This window comes from Desulfosarcina sp. (assembly GCF_046496365.1).
Classification (GTDB): Bacteria; Desulfobacterota; Desulfobacteria; order Desulfobacterales; family Desulfosarcinaceae; genus Desulfosarcina.
This window is the reverse complement of the sequence record NZ_JAWOHB010000049.1, coordinates 13,576-31,185: the sequence shown is the minus strand read 5'-3', so window position 1 is coordinate 31,185 and position 17,610 is coordinate 13,576. Positions and strand designations below refer to the sequence as shown.

The window sequence follows — 17,610 nt, the reverse complement described above, 5'->3', positions numbered from 1 at the left end:
GTTAATCTCCATAGGCGGCCATCAGCTGTGCTTCGGCAACGATTTTGTCGTCGACTTTGGCAATGCCGGCCATTTTAACTGCTTTGGATCTGAAGTTCAGCATTTCAAGCTCCAGAATCAACTGGTCACCGGGTACGACCGGCTTGCGGAAGCGTACGTTGTCAAACCCCATAAAATAGATCAGCTTGCCCTGCTTCTCCGGCGGAAGCGACCCGGTGACCAGAACACCGCCGGCCTGTCCCATGGCTTCGACAATCAGGACGCCGGGCATGATCGGGGTGTCCGGAAAATGACCTTGGAAAAAGGGTTCGTTGATGGTTACATTTTTCAGGGCTACGATTCGCTTGTCCTTGACGAACGTGATCACACGGTCCACCAGCAAAAAAGGATAGCGGTGGGGAAGGTTCTGCATGATCGACTTAATGTCAAACACCATTTCCATGAGCGGACCTCCGCTGGGATTCAGCAGGCTGCGATTATTTTTTCCAGCTGGGCAATTTTCTTTTCCAGATCAGCAATCTTTTTCTTCATTTGCGGTAACGTCGGAATGATTTGCTGGACCCTGAGCCAGGTGCGATGGGGCATGGACGCGGATCCGGATGAGACCACTTCCCCGTCCGGGATGGATTTGCCGACCCCGGTCATGGGGCCCACGGTCACGTGGCTGCCGATCGTCAGGTGGCCGGAAATCCCTGCCTGCCCGGCAAGAATGGCATGATGACCGATGGTTGTGCTGCCGGCAATCCCCACCTGGGCAACGATGAGGCTATCCTCCCCCACGACCACATTGTGGGCGATATGGACCAGATTGTCTGTCTTTACGCCCCTTTGGATCCATGTTCGACCGAAGGTCGCCCGATCGATCGCGTTGCAGGCGCCAATTTCAACATCGTCATCGATCTGGACGATGCCGATTTGCGGGATTTTATAGTGATGCCCGCCATCGGGTACAAAACCATATCCATCGCTGCCGATTACCGAACCCGAATGAATGGTCACGCGGTTGCCGATCCGGCATCCATTCAAGATGGTGACATGGGGGTGAAGGACCACTTCATCGCCGAGAACCACGTCGTCCCCAATGAAAACGCTGTTTTGAATGATCGCACCGGATCCAATCGTCACGCGGTTGCCAAGCGTCGCGAACGCACCGATGTGGACATCGGCGCTTATCTGGACCGAATCGCCGATTGAGGCCATGGGGCTGACGCCCGCAGGCGGATGGTCCGCTGGATGGTACAATTCCACCACCCTGGCGAATGCCAGCTGCGGATTGCCAACCTGGATCAGGTTTTTTCCGGGGGCCTGGAACCCTGCGGGAACGACGATCGCCCCGGCCCGCGTGTCGTCAATGCGCTTCAGGAACTTGTTCCCGCCCGCCAGGGTAAGCTGCGTGGAATCAGCGGTGTCAAAGGGTGCGACGCCGAATATCCTCTTCCGCTTGTCGCCGACGGCTGTCCCATGGGCCGCGTCGGCAATATCTTCAAGGGTGTATGCCGTACTCACTGTTAACCCCCTTGCGTTGACGGCACCGGAAACCGTCCGATAATCTTGGACTTTTTACCAGTCCATCAGGCTTTGATGAACCCGTAAAAAGTCACAAACAGTGTCACTCCCGCGGAGGCGGGAGTCTATAACTATCTGAATCTTATGGATCCCCGCCTTCGCGAGGATGACAATAAACCTGAAATTTCGACTTTTTACGGAACCATCAGGCTTTACTTTTGCTTGTTTTTGGCGTAGCTGGCATTGTACTGTTTAATGACCGCATCGGTAATGTCGATGGTGCTGGGCGCATAAAGAACCCCGCGATTATCCATGATGAGCAGATAACCGTCGGATTTGCCGATCTGATCGATGATTGCAAGTGTTTCGGATTGGATCCCGCCCATCAGTTTTTTCTGAACGCCCTGCAGCTCAACTTCATATTTCTTCTGCAGGGTTTTAATGTCATTGACCTTGATTCTGAACTCGCGCTCCTTCTCTTCACGCATCTCCTTGCTCATCACCAGGGCCTCGCGTTCCAGGCGCGCTTTGATCTCCTCGATCTCAGCACCTTTCTGCTTGAGCTCAGCCTCCATTTTCTTCCCTTGGGTGGTGATTTCCGCCTTGATTTCTTTTCCGGCGTCCGAATTCTCAAATAAACGCTGAAAATCGACGACGCCGATTTTGACCCCATCCGCACAAAAACCTGAACTTGCCCCCAGCACAAGCACGGAGACCGTCAGGAATATCCATCGGCATGCAGATCGCATAAGATCCCCTTTCCACGTCTTAGGTTTGAACCGCAACAGCGAGCGCATTCCCCGTCGCTTGCGGCGGGGTTAGCGAGCGAATCTAAAATAGACCGTATCCTTACGGTCGAAGATTCCTCGCCGCTTGCGGCGAGGTTCTTCAATTTTGCCATTACATGTACCACTTTATGGCGGCGCAGATCAATTAGAATGCGCCGCCCATGGAAAACTCCCAGTTGACCCCCGAATCTTCTCCATCCGCTTCTATGGGGTCCAGAATGTGACCGCCTTCGATGCGGATTGGACCGATGGGTGAATACCATCGGATTCCGTATCCGGCCGCCTGACGGAGCGACCCCATATCGATGCTGTCTCCGGGGCTGAAGACATTGCCGGTGTCATAGAAGACCACACCCACGATGCCCAGATCCTTGAACAGGGGATAGCTGAGTTCGAAATTGAATTGGACAAAGGATTCACCGCCTTCCTCGGTAATTTGACCCGCGCTGTTGACGGTTTTGATGTTGATATCCTGGAAGCCGAACCCGCGCACGGAGTTCATGCCGCCCAGATAGAATTTTTCATAGTCCGGCAATGTGTAGCCGGAAAGTTCCTCAACATAGCCCGATTTCGCGTGTAAAAATGTGACCAGACCCTTGTAGATCGGGACATACCACCCGAGTTCACCCACGACTTTGTTAAAACCGATGTCACCGCCAAAGCCGGCATAGGAATAACTGAGTCTGTGATCCTGACCCTGTGTGGTAATGAAGGCGCGGTCCCGTGAGTCATAACTCAGGGCCGTGGTGACGGCGCTGGTGGTGTTTTTACCTTCAAGCGCCTTGATGTTGTCCGATGCGTCCGCGGTGATTTCGGTAATGTCGGTCACATCATACCGGTAGAACAAGGATATGCGGGTGAAGTCGAAAATGGGGTAGCTGATGCCCGCGCCACCGCCCAAACTGGTCTTGTCGTAGGTGTCGTACTCGCGTTTGGTGCGATACAGATCGACGGTTCCGGAAAGCGGGATGTCAAACATCCATGGCTCGGTGAAGCTCAGGTTGTACAGGTCCGATATGCCGCCGATCTGGCCGCCGAGTTTGAGTATCTGCCCGCGGCCAAACAGGTTGCGCTGGGAGACGGAGCCGGTTATGAAAAATTCATCCACGGTGCTGTAGCCGGCGCCGAACGTAAAGGTTCCGGTGGGTTTTTCCACGACCTCAATCTTCACATTCATCTTGTCGGGGGCGCTGCCTTGGGGCGTGTCAATCTTGATATCCTCAAAAAAATCCAGGCGATTGAGATTGCGCACGCTGCGCTTGAGCCGGCTGCTGCTGTAAACCTCCTGTTCGTTGATGCGCAGTTCACGGCGAATGACTTTATCGCGGGTACGGGTGTTGCCCGAGATATCGATGCTTTCAAAGTAGACCTTGGCGCCGTTTTTCAAGGTGTAGGTGATGTCCACCAGGCGGTTTTGCGGGTCTTCTTTGGTCAATGGCGAAATATCCGCATAGGCGTAGCCGGCATCGGCATACAGATCGGTCAGCCAGAGGATGTCCTGTCTGACAATTTCCCGGTTGAAGAAAGGTTCTTTTGAAATTTTGAGGCCCGGCATCAAACGCGCTTTGGGCAGGATCAGATCCCCTTGCATGTCAATGGTGCCCACCTTGAACCGCTCGCCCTCTTCAATTTTAAAAGTGATCGATATCCCCTGGTCTTCAAAATCGACGACGGGGTCGGCGACCTTGGCATGGATGAACCCATTGATGTGATAATACCCCATCAGCCGGGCGGCATCCTGGCTCAGATTTTCCCTGTTCAACTCTCCGGAAGAGGTGAGCCAGGAAAAAAAACCCTTTTCCGAGGTGCTGATCAACTTTTTCAGCTGCTTTTCGGAAAAGGTTTTGTTGCCCTGGAATGCGATGGCGTTGATTTTTATCTTTTCCCCTTCGTCAAGGATAAATTCGATGTCGGCCTGATTGTTCTCCTTCTCGTGAACCGTGTATTCTATTTTTATATTGTGGTAGTTTTTCTCCTTGTACATGACCTGGAGCTGTTCGATGTTGGATTTGACCGTAAAAATATTCAAAATGGAGCCGGTGCTGATGCTTAAATTCTCGCGAAGCTTCTCATCCTTGAAAACCTGGTTGCCGCTGAACGAGATGCGTCGAATGGTCGGCTTTTCCTGAATATGGAAAACAATCGTTCGTCCGCCCTCACCCGCTTCGGACTCGACGCGGATGTCCTCGAAATAGCCCATTTTGTATATGTTCTTCAAATCCTTGGAAATTTCTCCGGCGCGCAGCACATCGCCCGGTTTCACCCGGATCACGCGTTCAATGGCATCGGTTTCGATGCGTTTGTTGCCGGTTATCCGCACCTGGGCGATCAATTCCCTGCGGAAAAGCTGGCGGGCCAGCTTTTCCGCCGATTTTTTGGCCGCCTTCCTGAGGTTTTCCATACCTGCGGCCGCCTCGTAAATGGAGACCACCGGTTTGGTGCCCACGGTTTCCACCATGTTGATGTCCAGGCTGATGTTGTCGCCGATTCGGGTCATGCTTCCCCAGATAACGTTGTCTGCACCGGCATCCAGACCGATTTTCCTGAAGGCCTCTACCCCGGAGGTGGCATCAGCCGGCGTGGCAGGCTGGGCAGCGTCGATTTCAATGATCGTCGCGCCTTCGTTTTTGAGGTGTTCCTGGATGACCGTGGGAATATCCGTTTTCAGGTAGGAGAGGTCCTGATCGGCATGAATGTCGAAAGGCAATACGAGCACATTGACCGTGTCAAGGGCAGCCGCCGTCCGGGCTGCCGTTAGAATCAACAAAAACAACACCGCGAAATATCGCCTCAACATTAAATCCCCCTGGAAGACAGCGGTCGCATGACAGTAAAAGCCATTTCAGATATCGGTGACGTCCACCGCAAGGCGGCAGCGGTCATTCCATTCAACGCCTGCGGATAAACCCCTTTTTAAGGTCAGGGGAACCCTTGCAGGTTTCCCCGGGCAATGGTGGCCCGCCGGGACATCAGCGCGGCCAGTTCCATGTTATGGGTCACCACAACCAGGGCCATGCCCATTTCCCGGTTCAGGTCCATCAAGAGGGCATGGACATGGTCGCTGTTTTTACGGTCCAGATTGCCCGTCGGCTCATCTGCCAGAAGGATGGCCGGGCGCTGCACCAGCGCCCGGGCCAGGGCGACCCGCTGCTGCTCGCCGCCGGAAAGCTCCCCTGCCCGGTGGGTCAACCGGTCCTTGAGCCCCACCCGAACCAGAATGGATTCGGCGGCCTTAAGGGCGGGTTTTTTTTCAACACCGCCGATCAACGCCGGCATCATGGCGTTTTCCAATGCCGTGAATTCGGGCAGCAGGTGGTGGAATTGGAACACGAAGCCGATGGTTCGATTGCGAAAACGGGCCAATTGGGTGTCATCCAACACGAGCACGTCCTCCCCCGCATATTCCAGCCGGCCGGCATCCGGTCTGTCGAGGGTCCCCAGAATGTGAAGCAGGGTGGATTTGCCGATTCCCGAAGCGCCGACAATGCCCAGGGTCTCCCCGCGGTCGAGTTTGAATGACAGCTGGTTGAGAACCACGATGCGGCTGCCGCTGTGGTCATAGACCTTGCTGATGTCGCTGGCCCGGATCAACGGGCTTTCCGAATGGGTCGCAGGGGTTGCATCGGCGCCGGCGCCTGTCCGTTCATCGGCGTTACCCATGGCGGATCGCCTCCACGGGATCGACCCCGGCGGCCTGGCGGGCCGGGTAAAGGGTGGCTGCAAAACAGATCAGCAGGGCGCTGACAGCGATCAACAGGACATCCACCGGCTTCAGGTTTACCGGCAGGGTGTTGATATAGTAAACATCGGCTGGAAGGTGAATAAAGGCGTAGCGCTCCAGCAGGGTGCACAGCACCAGGCCGGCCGAGCTCCCCAGCAGCGTGCCCACCAGGCCGATCATCAGCCCTTTGATCACAAATATCTGCCGGATGGATTTGACGGTGGCCCCCATGGCTTTCAAAATAGCGATGTCCTTGCGCTTTTCCATGACCATCATGACCAGGGACCCGGCAATGTTGAATGCGGCCACCAGGACGATCAGGGCGAGGATAATGAACATGACGGTTTTTTCCAGCCGCAGGGCGGAAAAAAGGCTGCGGTTGATCTCTTTCCAGTTTTCCAGCCGGTAGCCGCTGCCGATGGTGTCTTCAATCGCCTTGGCGACTGTTTTTACCTGATCCATATCGGCAAGGCGGATTTCAATTCCGCTGACCGAAGCGGGCATGCGCAGCATCTTTTGCGCCTCGATCAGGTTTACGAAAGCCAGCGCGCCATCAAATTCATACATCCCGGACTCAAACCGGTCGACCACCTCAAACCGGACCATGGCGGGGATGTGGCCGATCGGGGAAAGCATGCCGCGCGGTGAGATCATGTACACCGTATCTTCGCGAATCACACCGAGATTGGCCGCCAGTTCCTTGCCCAAAATGATGCCGGGCAGGCGGACGGCCGCACCTGGCCGCTCATTTGCGGCCGACCCCGCTGACAACCGGCTGACATCAAGGCCCTTGATGCCGCTTTTGGCTTTCTCGGCATCGATGCCCCTTAAAAGGGCGCCCGCCGACCGGGTTGTCGTCCTAAGGACAACCTGGGTGGCGATATACGCCGACACCGTTTCGATTCCCGCGATGGGGGCGATTTTGTCTATCATCTGGTCGTAGTCTGTCAAGTCACCCGTCCTTGCCGTGATTATCAGGTGCGGACGGATTCCCATGATCCGGGATTTAAGATCGGTTTCAAACCCGGCCATGACGGCGATGACCACAATCAGGGCCATCACCCCCACGGCGACCCCGGCAATGGAAAGACCGGTAATCAGCGAGATAAACGCCCGCTTCTGGCGGGTTCTGAGGTATCGGCCGGCTACAAAGGTTACAAATGACATGGCAGCATTGCCGTTGCTGGCTGAGGTTGCGTCGGCGCGGTGAATGCCTGGGTTCGTCGCCAATGCGGTTTAATCACGGGTCTGTTCTGGGGGACCCAGCCCTGGGTTTCATGTGCGGGAACAAGATGACCTCGCGGATGGACGGGGCATCGGTCAGCAACATCACCAGGCGGTCGATTCCGATTCCCTCACCGGCTGTGGGCGGCATGCCGTATTCCAGGGCTTCGATGTAGTCGTCATCCATAAAGTGGGCTTCGTTATCCCCGGCGGTTCGATCCTCCACCTGCTGCAGAAACCGTTTGCGCTGGTCTTCCGGGTCGTTGAGTTCCGAGAACCCGTTGGCGATTTCCCGGCCGGATATGAACAACTCGAACCGTTCGGTGAGGTCCGGCTGCACATCGCTTCTTCGGGACAGGGGCGAGACTTCGGCCGGGTATCCTGTGATGAAGGTGGGCTGGATCAACTTGGGTTCGACCAGGGCGTCGAACAGTTTGGTGATGATTTTTCCCAGCCGTCCGGTTTTTGTGAGCGCAATCCCCCGTGAGGCGGCAAATTCGAGCAGGCCCTGCTTGTCGCCCAGCAGGGACGGGTCGACGCCGCCGATCTGCTCCAGGGCGTCGAAAAGGGAGATCCGTTGCCATGCCCCCCCCAGTTCGATGGGATTGCCTTGATAGGTGATGCGGGTGCCGCCGGTTACCGTTTCGGCAATCTCGGCGAACATCTGTTGGGTGAGATCCATCAGGTCGGCATGGGTGGCGTAGGCCTGATAAAATTCCACCATGGTGAATTCGGGGTTGTGCTGGGTGGAGACGCCTTCGTTTCTGAAATTGCGGTTGATTTCAAAGACCCGTTCAAACCCGCCCACCACCAGGCGTTTGAGATAGAGTTCGGGCGCTATGCGCAGATAAAGATCCATATCCAGCGCATTGTGATGGGTCTTGAAAGGTGTCGCCTCGGCGCCGCCCGGTATCGGCTGCATCATGGGTGTCTCCACCTCCAGATAATCCCGGGCAAGGAAAAAAGATCGCATGGTCTGGATGATCCGGCTGCGTTTGATAAAGATATCCTGGACATCCGGGTTCATGATCAGGTCGATATAGCGCTGCCGGTAGCGCTTCTCGGGGTCTTTAAGTCCATGAAATTTTTCGGGAAGCGGCCTGGTGGACTTGCAGATGAGCGCAATCGACGCCGCCAGAAGGGTCCACTCACCGGTCTTGGTGCGAAAAAGGGTCCCCCGGATTGCCACGAAATCACCGACATCGAGGCGTTTGAACAGGTCATAGGCCCGATCCCCGACCCTGTCTTTGCGCACATAGGCCTGCATGGGACCGGTTCGGTCCTTGAAGCGGATGAACGCGGATTTTCCGAAGCGGTTGATGGCCATCATCCGACCCGCCACGCTGAACGGGGTGTCGTCCTCCTCGTGAGGTTGATCCTTCAGGTTTTGCAGGTGGTCACTGATATCCTTGATGGTGTGGCTGACAACCAGGCCGCTGGGAAACAGATTGATCCCGTCTGCCTTGAGACCGTCGGCCTTCTCTTTGCGCTTGCTCAGCAAGTCTTTTGCATTTTCCATGGTAACCCCGCATCATATTTGGGTCGCATCGATGTCCAAAGGCCTGGGCCGCCGCCTGGTTGGGTCGATCGTCTGGCTGCCCGCAACTGTTCAACCGGTTTCTGTCTGCGCCTTTGCAAGCGCCGGGTTGAAAATCGCAAACCACTTCTGCTATCTTATTTGGTGGATGGTGTCAAGGCGGGCACAAGCCCGATTGCAAAGCCGGCCAGGGGCTGCTTGGGGTCGAAGCCCGCGTTTTGCATGGGCCGCGCCTTGAGTCTGGATGTATAATCGACCCCGTTTGAGCCCATAATCGGCGCGGCAGGCTTGACAGCCAGACCATCGGGTGTAATTTCAGCCAGGCATCCACCCAACCAGCGGGAGTTGAAACATGCGCATCGAAAAAGACACCATGGGGGAGAAGCGGGTTCCTGAAAACGCCTGGTATGGGATTCATACCGCGCGTTCCCTGGAAAATTTCAATGTTGCCGGTGAAGCCATGCCCCTGGCGATCGTTCACGCCATCGTTCGTCTGAAAGCCGCGTGCGCCGCGGCCAACGAACAGCTCGGGCTTCTCGATCAAAGGCGATCCCAGGCGATTCGTGGGGCCTGCGCTGCGATTCTCACCGGCGTGCACGACGACCAGTTCCCCATCGATCTCTTTCAGGCCGGATCGGGCACCTCCACGCAGATGAACGTCAACGAGGTGATCGCCAACCTGGCCGCCGTTCAACTGGGCGGAAAACCGGGTGACAGGCAGACGATTCATCCCAACGATCACGTGAACAAGGGCCAGTCCACCAACAATGTGTTCCCATCGGCCATTCGCCTGGCCGGCATTTTGCTGAGCCGCCGCCTGGAAGGGTCGCTGGCCGGGTTGATGGCATCATTTGGCCGCAAGGCCGGGCAGTTTGCAGCGGTTGCCAAGAGCGGCCGCACCCACCTCCAGGATGCGGTGCCGGTAACCCTGGGCCAGGAGTTCGGGGCCTACGCCCGGGCGCTGGAAAAGGCCAGCGCGCGTGTCGCCGCGGCCGGTGCAAACCTGCTGGAGATCGGCATCGGCGGGAACGCGGTGGGAACCGGGATCAACACCAAGGCGGACTTTCGTTTCCGTATCGTAGAGGCGCTCAAGGATTCCACCGGCCTGGCGTTCCACGCGGCCGAAAACGGCCTCGAAATAACCCAGTTCATGACCGATATGGGGCAGATGTCTGCAGCCCTGCGGTTGCTGGCGCTGGATCTTCTCAAGATCGCCAACGACCTGCGGCTGCTGGCGTCAGGGCCCAATACGGGCATCGGGGAGATCCGCATGCCGGCGGTGGAGCCCGGCTCTTCGATTATGCCGGGCAAGATCAACCCCAGCATCTGCGAGGCCGCCAACATGGCCTGCATCCAGGTGGTCGGGTACGATGCCGCCGTGTCCATGGCCTGTGGATTGGGCCAGTTGGAGCTCAACACCCACATGCCCCTGATCGGCGCCAATCTGGTCAAGTCCCTGGAACTGCTGATTCGCACCTGCACCATGCTGGATGAAAAATGCGTCCGGGGCATCGCGGCCAATGTGGAGAGGTGTCGCCACAACTTTGAGTCCAGCGCCGGCCTGGCCACCCTCCTGAACCCGGCTTTGGGGTACGATCGGGTGGCGGCCCTGGTCAAGGAGGGCCTGGCCAGCGGAAAAAACCTTAAAACCCTGGTGCTGGAGCAAAACCTGATGAGCGCAACGCAGCTGGAGGCGCTGCTGGCCCGTGCCTTCGGGCCGAACCTGTAGGTGCACACGGTCGCTTGCACCGCCGGAGCCAAACCCATTTCCGCCGCCAGGCCGTCGGCCCGTCAGCTGCCGGGTATAGGCCGGGCCCCCTGCGCGAAAACGGCCAGATTCATCTGCAGCCTGGAACCGGACATCAGATCCGCCATGGCGGCCCGGTAGTGGCTCAGGTCGATGCCCGGAATCAGCCGGTGGCCATGGACCCGGGCGAGCAAGGCCACGTTTTGCATGCGGATGTCAGGCAGATCCGCCTGGAATACGGACCAGACCTGGATGCCGCGCGGGCGGCACAGGCTGCGGATATCCGTCTCGGTGACTTCCGCGGCCTCGTTGAGCCTCACCGGAAGCGGCTGCCACACGGTGTTGTAGTAGATCAGGCAGCCGTCGTCCTTGAGCATTGTTCCTGCCGCCCGCAGGGCTTCGTGCCGCTCCAGGGCGATCACCAGATCGGCCTGCCCCGCGGGAATCAAGGGCGAGAAGATGTTCTCGCCGAGGCGTATCTGGGAGACGACAATACCGCCGCGCTGGGCCAGGCCATGGGTGTCGACGCTTTTGACAAAATGGCCGCCGTGGTCCGCCGCACGCAGGATGATTTCACTGATCAGGCCGATGCCCTGGCCGCCCACACCGGTCAGATAGATGTTAAAGGCCTTCATGCGGCACCTCCGGGCCCATTTTTTCCTGCCGGCCGGATGGCCTCGGTGGGACAGGTCTGGATGCAGGAGCCGTCGCCGATGCAAAGGTCAGTGTTGATGGTGACCTTGCCCGCGCTGTCCCGGGTGAACGTGGGACACCCGAAGGCTTCGACACAGGTGTGAATCCGGTCGCACACCCGTTGGTCGAGGTTTACATGTTTCTGCCCGTAACCCGGGTGCTTGCGCCGCTCGCGGGTGAACTGGAGCATGCAGGCGTGTCTGGCGATCACCACGCTGAATTCGTCGATGGCGGTCGCTGCGGTCACCTGTTGGGTCAGTTTGGCCTGCTGGTAGGTGTCCACCTCGAAAATGTGTTTGACCCCCAGCCCCTCGAGTACCTGCCGCACGGGAATCTTGTCCGTCGCGGCGTTGAAATTTTTTCCGCTGGCCGCATGATCCTGGTGGCCGGTCATGGCTGTCGTGCCGTTTTCCATGAGTATCAGGGTGATGGGGTGCCGGTTGTAAATGGCGTTGATGATGCCGGGCAGGGCCGCGTGAAAAAAGGTCGAATCGCCCATGAAGGCGACCACGCTGCGGCTGGTGTTGAACAGGCGCAGGCCGCTGGCCATGGCTGTCGACGCCCCCATGCACATGAGCAGCTGGCCCATGGCATAGGGCGGCAGGAATCCCAGGGTGTGGCAGCCGATGTCCGCCACGGTGATATCGGTGGGGGCAAGGGCCTGTTTGATGGCGTAAAATGCACTGCGGTGGCCGCATCCCGGGCACATCTGGGGCGGCCGGAGCGGCGCCGGGTCTTCTGGTTGCGCCGTCTGTGCGGGTGTGATGCTGTCCGGCCAGGTGGCCCCCAGCACCTGCCTGACCTTGTCGGGCGTGTATTCACCGATCCAGTCCTCCGCACAGGTTTTGCCGATTATCCTGACCGGCAGTTTTTGATCAAAGGCCATGGCCTTGATCTGATTTTCGATCACGTCGTCCAGCTCCTCGAGAATTTTAACCTCCCGGTGCCCGCACAGAAAACCGATGATCGTCTCCCGGGGCAGGGGATGGACATAGGCCAGTTTGAGGATGTCCGGGGCGGCCGGCGTGTCGATCAAGGCTTCCATCAGCGAAAGAAAGGGCAGCCCCATGGTGATGACGCCCCGTGCCGGGTTGCCGTTGTCGACGATGCGGTTCAGCGCACTCGTTTCGGCATGCCGGCGCACCATTTCAAGTCTGGCCAGGGATCGGCGCTTCTGCTCGATGGCCAGGCTGGTGAGCGGGATGTAGGGACCGTGGGCCGGATCGAAGCGGGGGGTGTCGTCCGCCGCCGCCGGATTCCACGGCCCGAAGGCCACCCTTTGCTTGGCGTGGCACACATGGGTGGTCAGCCGCAGGATCACCGGCATGTGCTGCTGCTGCGACAGGCGGGCGGCTTCGCGGTAAAAGCGGTAGACTTCAGCCGGATCGGCCGGCTCGAGCACCGGTGTGTAGCTCATTGCCGCGTAGTGGCGGTTGTCCTGCTCGTTCTGGGAGGAGTTGGCCCCCGGATCGTCGCCCAGCACCACCACCATGCCGCCGATGATATTCATCAGGGTCAGTTGCACGAAGGTGTCCGCAGCCACATTGAGACCCACGCTTTTGAAAAAAACCGTGGAGAGGTGTCCGTTAACTGCGGCGCCATAGGCCAGCTCCGTGGCCACCTTCTCGTTGGTGGAGAATTCGAAATAAAAGGGTCGGTCCGCGCTGGATATGGATCCAATGGCCGCGGCGATCTCCGGCGTCGGGGACCCGGGATAGGAACTGACCACGCGGGTGCCGGCTTCCACCATGGCCCGGACGATGGCCGTGTTGCCCATGACGATTTCTGAAAAGGGGTCACGCCGCAGCAGCATATCTCCCAACTGTTTCATTGTATCGCTCCTTTTCCCGGGACGGTCCGGCGCGTTGAACAACAGGCTACCAATCGACATCCCTGCGGCGGATGGGCAGGGTCATGCAGCGGGCGCCGCCGCCGCCGCGGGGCAGTTCCGAGCCGTCCAGGGTGATGGCGCAGCGCCCCAGATCCGCCAGCCGCCGGCGGCCGGAAATGATGTCGTCGGCGGGGACGATTGCAAAGCCGTTCTGGTTCATCTCCTCCAGGGTATGAACGTTGCGGGCATACCCCACCACCTTGCCCGGGGCCAGGGCGAAAAAATTGGCTCCGGAATGCCACTGTTCGCGCTCTTGAACCCACAGGTCCCGCCTGCCGCCGCAGCAGACCGGTATCAGGTCCACACCTAATGCGCGCAGGGCGTCGATGAGCCGCTCCTTTTCGCGGATGCTGGTGACCTTGCCGTTCTCAATGAGAATGTGAATGGTCTGGTACCTGCTGGTCCTGAGCATAAGCGGTGCGAACACCATGCAGTGGGTGCGGTCCAGGAACGTGAAAACCATGTCCAGGTGGATGAACGATTCGGGGTCGTGGGGCAGCTCCTGGACCAGCACATGCCGCTTGCGGTCGTTTTGGGACTTGAGTCTCTCGATGATGAAATCGATCCCCTGGGAGGAGGTGCGGCTGCCGTTGCCGATGACCAGGATGTCGTCCCGGGCCACCAGAACATCGCCGCCTTCGATCGTTGCCAAAGGGTCCGGGTGTTTCAGCGCGATGGGGTTGACGGTGTCGACCGAAAACAGCGCGCTGTGGTTGAAGATGGCCTCCATGATGATGGATTCGCGGGACCTGACCGGCTTGGCCATCCGGCCGATCAGAATTTCGTCCAGCATGGCCATGGCCGCATCACGGATGAAGAAAAAATTGTGCAGCGGGGGCAGAGAAAACCGTTCTTTGGAAAGAAAGCGGGTCAGGTTGTCCCGCGGCAGGACCACGCCTTCGATGAGCTGCCTGGCAAGCTCCTGGTCCGGCAGGGCCAGCAGATCGTCGCACAGGTCCAAACAGCCCTCGGCCTCGCAGACCTGCAGCACCAGCGGCCGCTTTACAGACGGCAGCGCCAGGACGGATTCGAGCAGGTCGCGCACCTGGTAGGTTCTGGCAACCGTGTTGAGCAGGTCCGCCAGCTGGGCGTATTCCTTGCGGGCAACCGACAGATTGAGGATGTCGCTGTAAAGCGCCCGCTCCGCATTTTTAGGGGTCATGTTTTCTACTTCCGGACCGGGCGTGTGCAGGATCACCCCCTCGATGATACCGATTTCAGATCTGATGTCGACTTTCATGTTCGTGGGGCCTGCTCCTTCTAGGCGGCGTGAAAAAGCGGCGGATCGTTGCGTGCCGATAAGGCAATCTAACAGAAAAAGCTTCCCATGGGAATGTCAATAGCATTGATTTAGCTTGCCTTGACATCCAACGGTCTGGGAAATATGCTGTCTGGTATCCGGACAGCCCCGACAACACATGCACAGGAGGATGGTATGGAGGACAAAGCCAGGGCCCATTTGATTGTCTCCGGGCGGGTTCAAGGGGTCTGGTTCAGGGCCGAAACCCAGCAGGCGGCCAGGCGTATCGGCGTTCACGGGTGGGTCAGGAACAACCGCGACGGTACCGTCGAAGCGGTTGTTGAAGGTGCCAGAACGGCTGTGCTCGCAATGATTGACTGGTGCCGCACCGGCCCGTCCCGATCCAGGGTGGAAAAGGTGGAAGTCGCCTGGCAGCCGTGTCAGGGCGATTCAGCCGATTTTGAAATTCACTACTGATGGCCTCGTAAAAAGTTCCCGATGTGTCATTCCCGCGAAGGCGGGAACCTATAACTATTTGAAACTTATGGATCCCCGCTTCCGCGAGGATGACAATAAATCTGAGATTTCGACTTTTTACGACTCCGTCACTACTGATTACCGGAGGAAACCATGCCCGCTGTCACGTCCCTTCAAAAAACCGAAAAATTCGCCATTGAAAAATATAAAACCCCCAAGGATATCCGCTCCCTTTTCCATTCGCATGTGCCTTACAGCGGTTCCCCCCAGAAGCACCCCCTGGACCCGGAACAGATTATCATGGTGCCCGACCCATACAACAGCAGCAGCCCCTATCTGGAGTTCAGTAAATCGGATATCACCTACGTTGAAAAACTGGCCAGCATCGTCAACCCCGAAGGAGAGGCGGTAACCATGGCCAGAATCTGGGTAAAAAAGGGCAGCCTTGCCATCCAGTGCACACCCTTTCTGGTCTCGGCCGTTAAACCGCCCCGGTCCTGAAAGGGTGCCTGGTTTGCAGTTTCAGGGCGGTTAGGCCATGCCGGGAGCGCCCAAAAAAAGAGAGGAGTCACCCATGGCAGCCAAAGGGCTGTACGTGCAGCTGTTCAGTCTCCACGGGCTGATCCGTTCGAAAAATCTGGAAATGGGCCGCGATGCGGATACCGGTGGGCAGATCAAGTATGTCATGGAGCTGGGCACCGCCCTGAGCGCCAGGGAAGATATCGAACAGGTGGATCTTTTTACCCGCCTGATTGTCGACAAACGCGTCTCTTCGGATTACAGCCAACCCGTCGCGGTCATCAACGACAAGTTCCGCATCGTCCGCATTCAGTGCGGGGGGCGCAAGTACATGCGCAAAGAGCTCCTGTGGCCCCACCTGGAGGAATACGTCGACAAGACGATCAAATTCATCAAGCGCAACCAGGCCATGCCGGATGTCATTCACGGGCACTACCCCGATGCCGGCTATGTGGCCATGCAGCTGGCCGAGATCCTGGGCCTGCCTTTCGTGTACACCGGCCACTCGTTAGGCCGCGCCAAACTGGCCAGACTCCTGGACCAGGAGATGAGCAAAACGGACATCGTCAAGCGATTCAAAATCGATCGGCGCATCGATGCGGAGGAGCAGATCCTGGCGCGGGCGGACCTGGTGATCGCCAGCACCCGGCATGAGATCAAAAAGCAGTACGGTCTGTACCACCACAAGGATGTCCCCGAGTACCAGGTCATTCCGCCCGGCATCGACATCGATACGTTCCATCCGTTTTATCATGCGCTGCAGGACGATGCGGAGCACGCGGAGAACGCCCGCTATGCCCAGGCCTCCATGCTCAAGGAGTTGAACCGTTTTTTCATGCAGCCGGAAAAACCCATGGTCCTGGCCCTGAGCCGGCCGGACAAGCGCAAGAATATCTCCGGACTGGTGCGTGCCTACGGTGAAGACCTGGAGCTGCAGAGCATGGCCAATCTGGCCGTGTTTGCCGGTTTGCGCAAGGATATCGATGCCATGGCGGACAATGAACGCGAAGTCCTCACCGAAATGCTCCTGGCCATGGACAAGTACGACCTGTACGGCAAAATGGCCATCCCCAAAAAACACGATTTCGAATACGAAGTGCCGGCCCTGTACCGAATTGCCGCCGAGAGGCGCGGTGTGTTCGTCAATCCGGCGCTGACGGAGCCCTTCGGCCTGACGCTGCTCGAAGCGTCGTCCACCGGCCTGCCCATCGTGGCCACCGATGACGGCGGGCCCAACGATATCGTGCGCAACTGCCAAAACGGCATCCTGGTCAATGTCGTCCGAAGCGGGCAGATGGCTGCGGCGCTGCGCAAAATTATTGCCGATACGGATCTGTGGGAACGCTGCTCGAAAAACGGCATCTTGAACGTGCGCAAGCACTACACCTGGCAAAGCCACACCCGTGAATATACCGCCGCCATCCGGAAACTGAACCTTGCCGGCCAACGATCCGACCTGACCCCTGCCAAACCGTCCGACTCGATCGGCAGAAGGTTGATGAAGCTGGACCATTTTTTAGTTGTCGATATCGACAACACCTTGATCGGCAGCGACAACACCAGACTCGACGCGCTGATTGATCTGGTGAAGCGGCACCGCCATCGCCTCGGATTCGGGGTGGCCACCGGAAGGACCGCCGATTCAGCCCGGATGATTCTGGAAAAAAACCGCATCCCCCACCCGGATGTGATCATCGGCTCGGTGGGCAGCGCCCTTTTCTACGGGAACAGCACCGAGGCCAGCCCGGGATGGGCCAGTCACATTGCCAGCCGGTGGAATCGGGACAAAATCGTTGGACTGCTCAAGGATTTCGATTTTCTGGAGTACCAGGAGGAAGAAACCCAGCGCCCCTTCAAGGTCAGCTACTACATGCAGCCGGGCAAAGATCGTTTGGCCGCCATCCACGACCGCCTGCTGCAGCACCGCTGCCGCTACAACCTGATCTACTCCCATGATCGCTACCTGGACCTTCTGCCTTACCGGGCATCCAAGGGCAAGGCCATCCGCTATCTGAGCTACCGGTGGGAAATTCCGTTGATGAATTTTCTGGTATGCGGCGATTCGGGCAACGACGCGGAGATGCTTCGTGGTGAACCGCGCGCCGTGGTGGTGGCCAATTACAGCCATGAACTGGAGGATCTCAAGGGCAGTCCCAACGTCTATTTCGCCCAGCGCGCCTGTGCCGGTGGAATCATTGAAGGCCTGCAGCACTACGGCTTCATCGATGCGGCCGACGGAAGCTGACGCCGAGCCTTATGGGCGGCCG

At 58.1% G+C, this 17,610-nt stretch carries 14 protein-coding genes; 4 read left to right on the top strand and 10 right to left on the bottom strand.

Going from position 1 to position 17,610, the window contains the following annotated elements:
- Position 1: 1 nt before the first annotated feature.
- From fabZ to lysS, 7 genes are all read right to left on the bottom strand, one after another.
- Entirely contained in the window at positions 2-433 is a 432-nt protein-coding gene (fabZ, locus tag R6V78_RS03600; protein WP_410287998.1) for a 3-hydroxyacyl-ACP dehydratase FabZ, read from the bottom strand.
- Positions 434-462: 29 nt separating this feature from the next.
- A complete protein-coding gene (gene lpxD / locus R6V78_RS03595; RefSeq protein ID WP_410287961.1) occupies positions 463-1,506 on the bottom strand; it encodes a UDP-3-O-(3-hydroxymyristoyl)glucosamine N-acyltransferase in 1,044 nt (347 codons plus the stop codon).
- A gap of 212 nt (positions 1,507-1,718) precedes the next feature.
- Positions 1,719-2,255, bottom strand: a complete 537-nt coding sequence (locus R6V78_RS03590; RefSeq protein WP_410287960.1) for an OmpH family outer membrane protein — start codon at positions 2,253-2,255, stop codon at positions 1,719-1,721.
- A gap of 184 nt (positions 2,256-2,439) precedes the next feature.
- Positions 2,440-5,091, bottom strand: a complete 2,652-nt coding sequence (bamA, locus tag R6V78_RS03585; RefSeq protein ID WP_410287959.1) for an outer membrane protein assembly factor BamA — start codon at positions 5,089-5,091, stop codon at positions 2,440-2,442.
- 122 nt (positions 5,092-5,213) lie between these two features.
- Positions 5,214-5,954 carry an ABC transporter ATP-binding protein gene (locus tag R6V78_RS03580; protein ID WP_410287958.1) on the bottom strand — a complete coding sequence of 247 codons (741 nt, stop codon included), beginning with the start codon at positions 5,952-5,954 and terminating at the stop codon, positions 5,214-5,216.
- Positions 5,947-7,182, bottom strand: coding sequence for a lipoprotein-releasing ABC transporter permease subunit (locus R6V78_RS03575; RefSeq protein WP_410287957.1), 1,236 nt, complete (start codon positions 7,180-7,182; stop codon positions 5,947-5,949). Before R6V78_RS03575 ends, R6V78_RS03580 begins: the two co-directional genes overlap by 8 nt.
- A gap of 73 nt (positions 7,183-7,255) precedes the next feature.
- On the bottom strand, positions 7,256-8,758 hold the full coding sequence (lysS, locus tag R6V78_RS03570) for a lysine--tRNA ligase (RefSeq protein WP_410287956.1): 1,503 nt from the start codon (positions 8,756-8,758) through the stop codon (positions 7,256-7,258).
- 370 nt (positions 8,759-9,128) lie between these two features.
- On the opposite strand from lysS, the gene R6V78_RS03565 reads away from it, so the two are divergent.
- Positions 9,129-10,505 (top strand): aspartate ammonia-lyase, encoded by a 1,377-nt coding sequence (locus R6V78_RS03565; RefSeq protein WP_410287955.1) that lies wholly within the window; start codon positions 9,129-9,131, stop codon positions 10,503-10,505.
- A gap of 62 nt (positions 10,506-10,567) precedes the next feature.
- On the opposite strand, the gene R6V78_RS03560 is transcribed toward R6V78_RS03565, so the two are convergent.
- From R6V78_RS03560 to R6V78_RS03550, 3 genes are read right to left on the bottom strand one after another with little or no spacing between them, the layout of a single operon-like run.
- On the bottom strand, positions 10,568-11,158 hold the full coding sequence (locus R6V78_RS03560) for a 2-oxoacid:acceptor oxidoreductase family protein (RefSeq protein WP_410287954.1): 591 nt from the start codon (positions 11,156-11,158) through the stop codon (positions 10,568-10,570).
- Positions 11,155-13,047, bottom strand: coding sequence for a thiamine pyrophosphate-dependent enzyme (locus R6V78_RS03555; protein WP_410287953.1), 1,893 nt, complete (start codon positions 13,045-13,047; stop codon positions 11,155-11,157). The genes R6V78_RS03560 and R6V78_RS03555 overlap by 4 nt, the downstream gene beginning before the upstream one ends.
- A gap of 46 nt (positions 13,048-13,093) precedes the next feature.
- On the bottom strand, positions 13,094-14,347 hold the full coding sequence (locus R6V78_RS03550; RefSeq protein WP_410287952.1) for an arginine deiminase family protein: 1,254 nt from the start codon (positions 14,345-14,347) through the stop codon (positions 13,094-13,096).
- A gap of 195 nt (positions 14,348-14,542) precedes the next feature.
- On the opposite strand from R6V78_RS03550, the gene R6V78_RS03545 reads away from it, so the two are divergent.
- The 3 genes from R6V78_RS03545 (at position 14,543) to R6V78_RS03535 (ending at position 17,588) form a co-directional block, all read left to right on the top strand.
- Positions 14,543-14,824: an acylphosphatase gene (locus tag R6V78_RS03545; RefSeq protein ID WP_410287951.1), complete on the top strand. Its 282-nt coding sequence runs from the start codon at positions 14,543-14,545 to the stop codon at positions 14,822-14,824.
- Positions 14,825-14,977: 153 nt separating this feature from the next.
- Complete coding sequence (locus tag R6V78_RS03540; protein WP_410287950.1) at positions 14,978-15,325, top strand: inorganic pyrophosphatase Ppa; 348 nt, start codon at positions 14,978-14,980, stop codon at positions 15,323-15,325.
- 73 nt (positions 15,326-15,398) lie between these two features.
- Positions 15,399-17,588, top strand: a complete 2,190-nt coding sequence (locus R6V78_RS03535; RefSeq protein WP_410287949.1) for an HAD-IIB family hydrolase — start codon at positions 15,399-15,401, stop codon at positions 17,586-17,588.
- The last annotated feature ends 22 nt before the right edge of the window (positions 17,589-17,610 follow it).

Bases quoted from the DNA above. Each gene is read 5' to 3' on its own strand.
- lysS (WP_410287956.1), bottom strand. From the start codon at position 8,758: ATGGAAAATGCAAAAGACTTGCTGAGCAAGCGCAAAGAGAAGGCCGAC.
- R6V78_RS03560 (WP_410287954.1), bottom strand. From the start codon at position 11,158: ATGAAGGCCTTTAACATCTATCTGACCGGTGTGGGCGGCCAGGGCATC.
- R6V78_RS03575 (WP_410287957.1), bottom strand. From the start codon at position 7,182: ATGTCATTTGTAACCTTTGTAGCCGGCCGATACCTCAGAACCCGCCAG.
- R6V78_RS03590 (WP_410287960.1), bottom strand. From the start codon at position 2,255: ATGCGATCTGCATGCCGATGGATATTCCTGACGGTCTCCGTGCTTGTG.
- R6V78_RS03540 (WP_410287950.1), top strand. From the start codon at position 14,978: ATGCCCGCTGTCACGTCCCTTCAAAAAACCGAAAAATTCGCCATTGAA.
- R6V78_RS03555 (WP_410287953.1), bottom strand. From the start codon at position 13,047: ATGAAACAGTTGGGAGATATGCTGCTGCGGCGTGACCCCTTTTCAGAA.
- R6V78_RS03535 (WP_410287949.1), top strand. From the start codon at position 15,399: ATGGCAGCCAAAGGGCTGTACGTGCAGCTGTTCAGTCTCCACGGGCTG.
- R6V78_RS03580 (WP_410287958.1), bottom strand. From the start codon at position 5,954: ATGGGTAACGCCGATGAACGGACAGGCGCCGGCGCCGATGCAACCCCT.
- R6V78_RS03565 (WP_410287955.1), top strand. From the start codon at position 9,129: ATGCGCATCGAAAAAGACACCATGGGGGAGAAGCGGGTTCCTGAAAAC.
- R6V78_RS03550 (WP_410287952.1), bottom strand. From the start codon at position 14,347: ATGAAAGTCGACATCAGATCTGAAATCGGTATCATCGAGGGGGTGATC.
- R6V78_RS03545 (WP_410287951.1), top strand. From the start codon at position 14,543: ATGGAGGACAAAGCCAGGGCCCATTTGATTGTCTCCGGGCGGGTTCAA.
- bamA (WP_410287959.1), bottom strand. From the start codon at position 5,091: ATGTTGAGGCGATATTTCGCGGTGTTGTTTTTGTTGATTCTAACGGCA.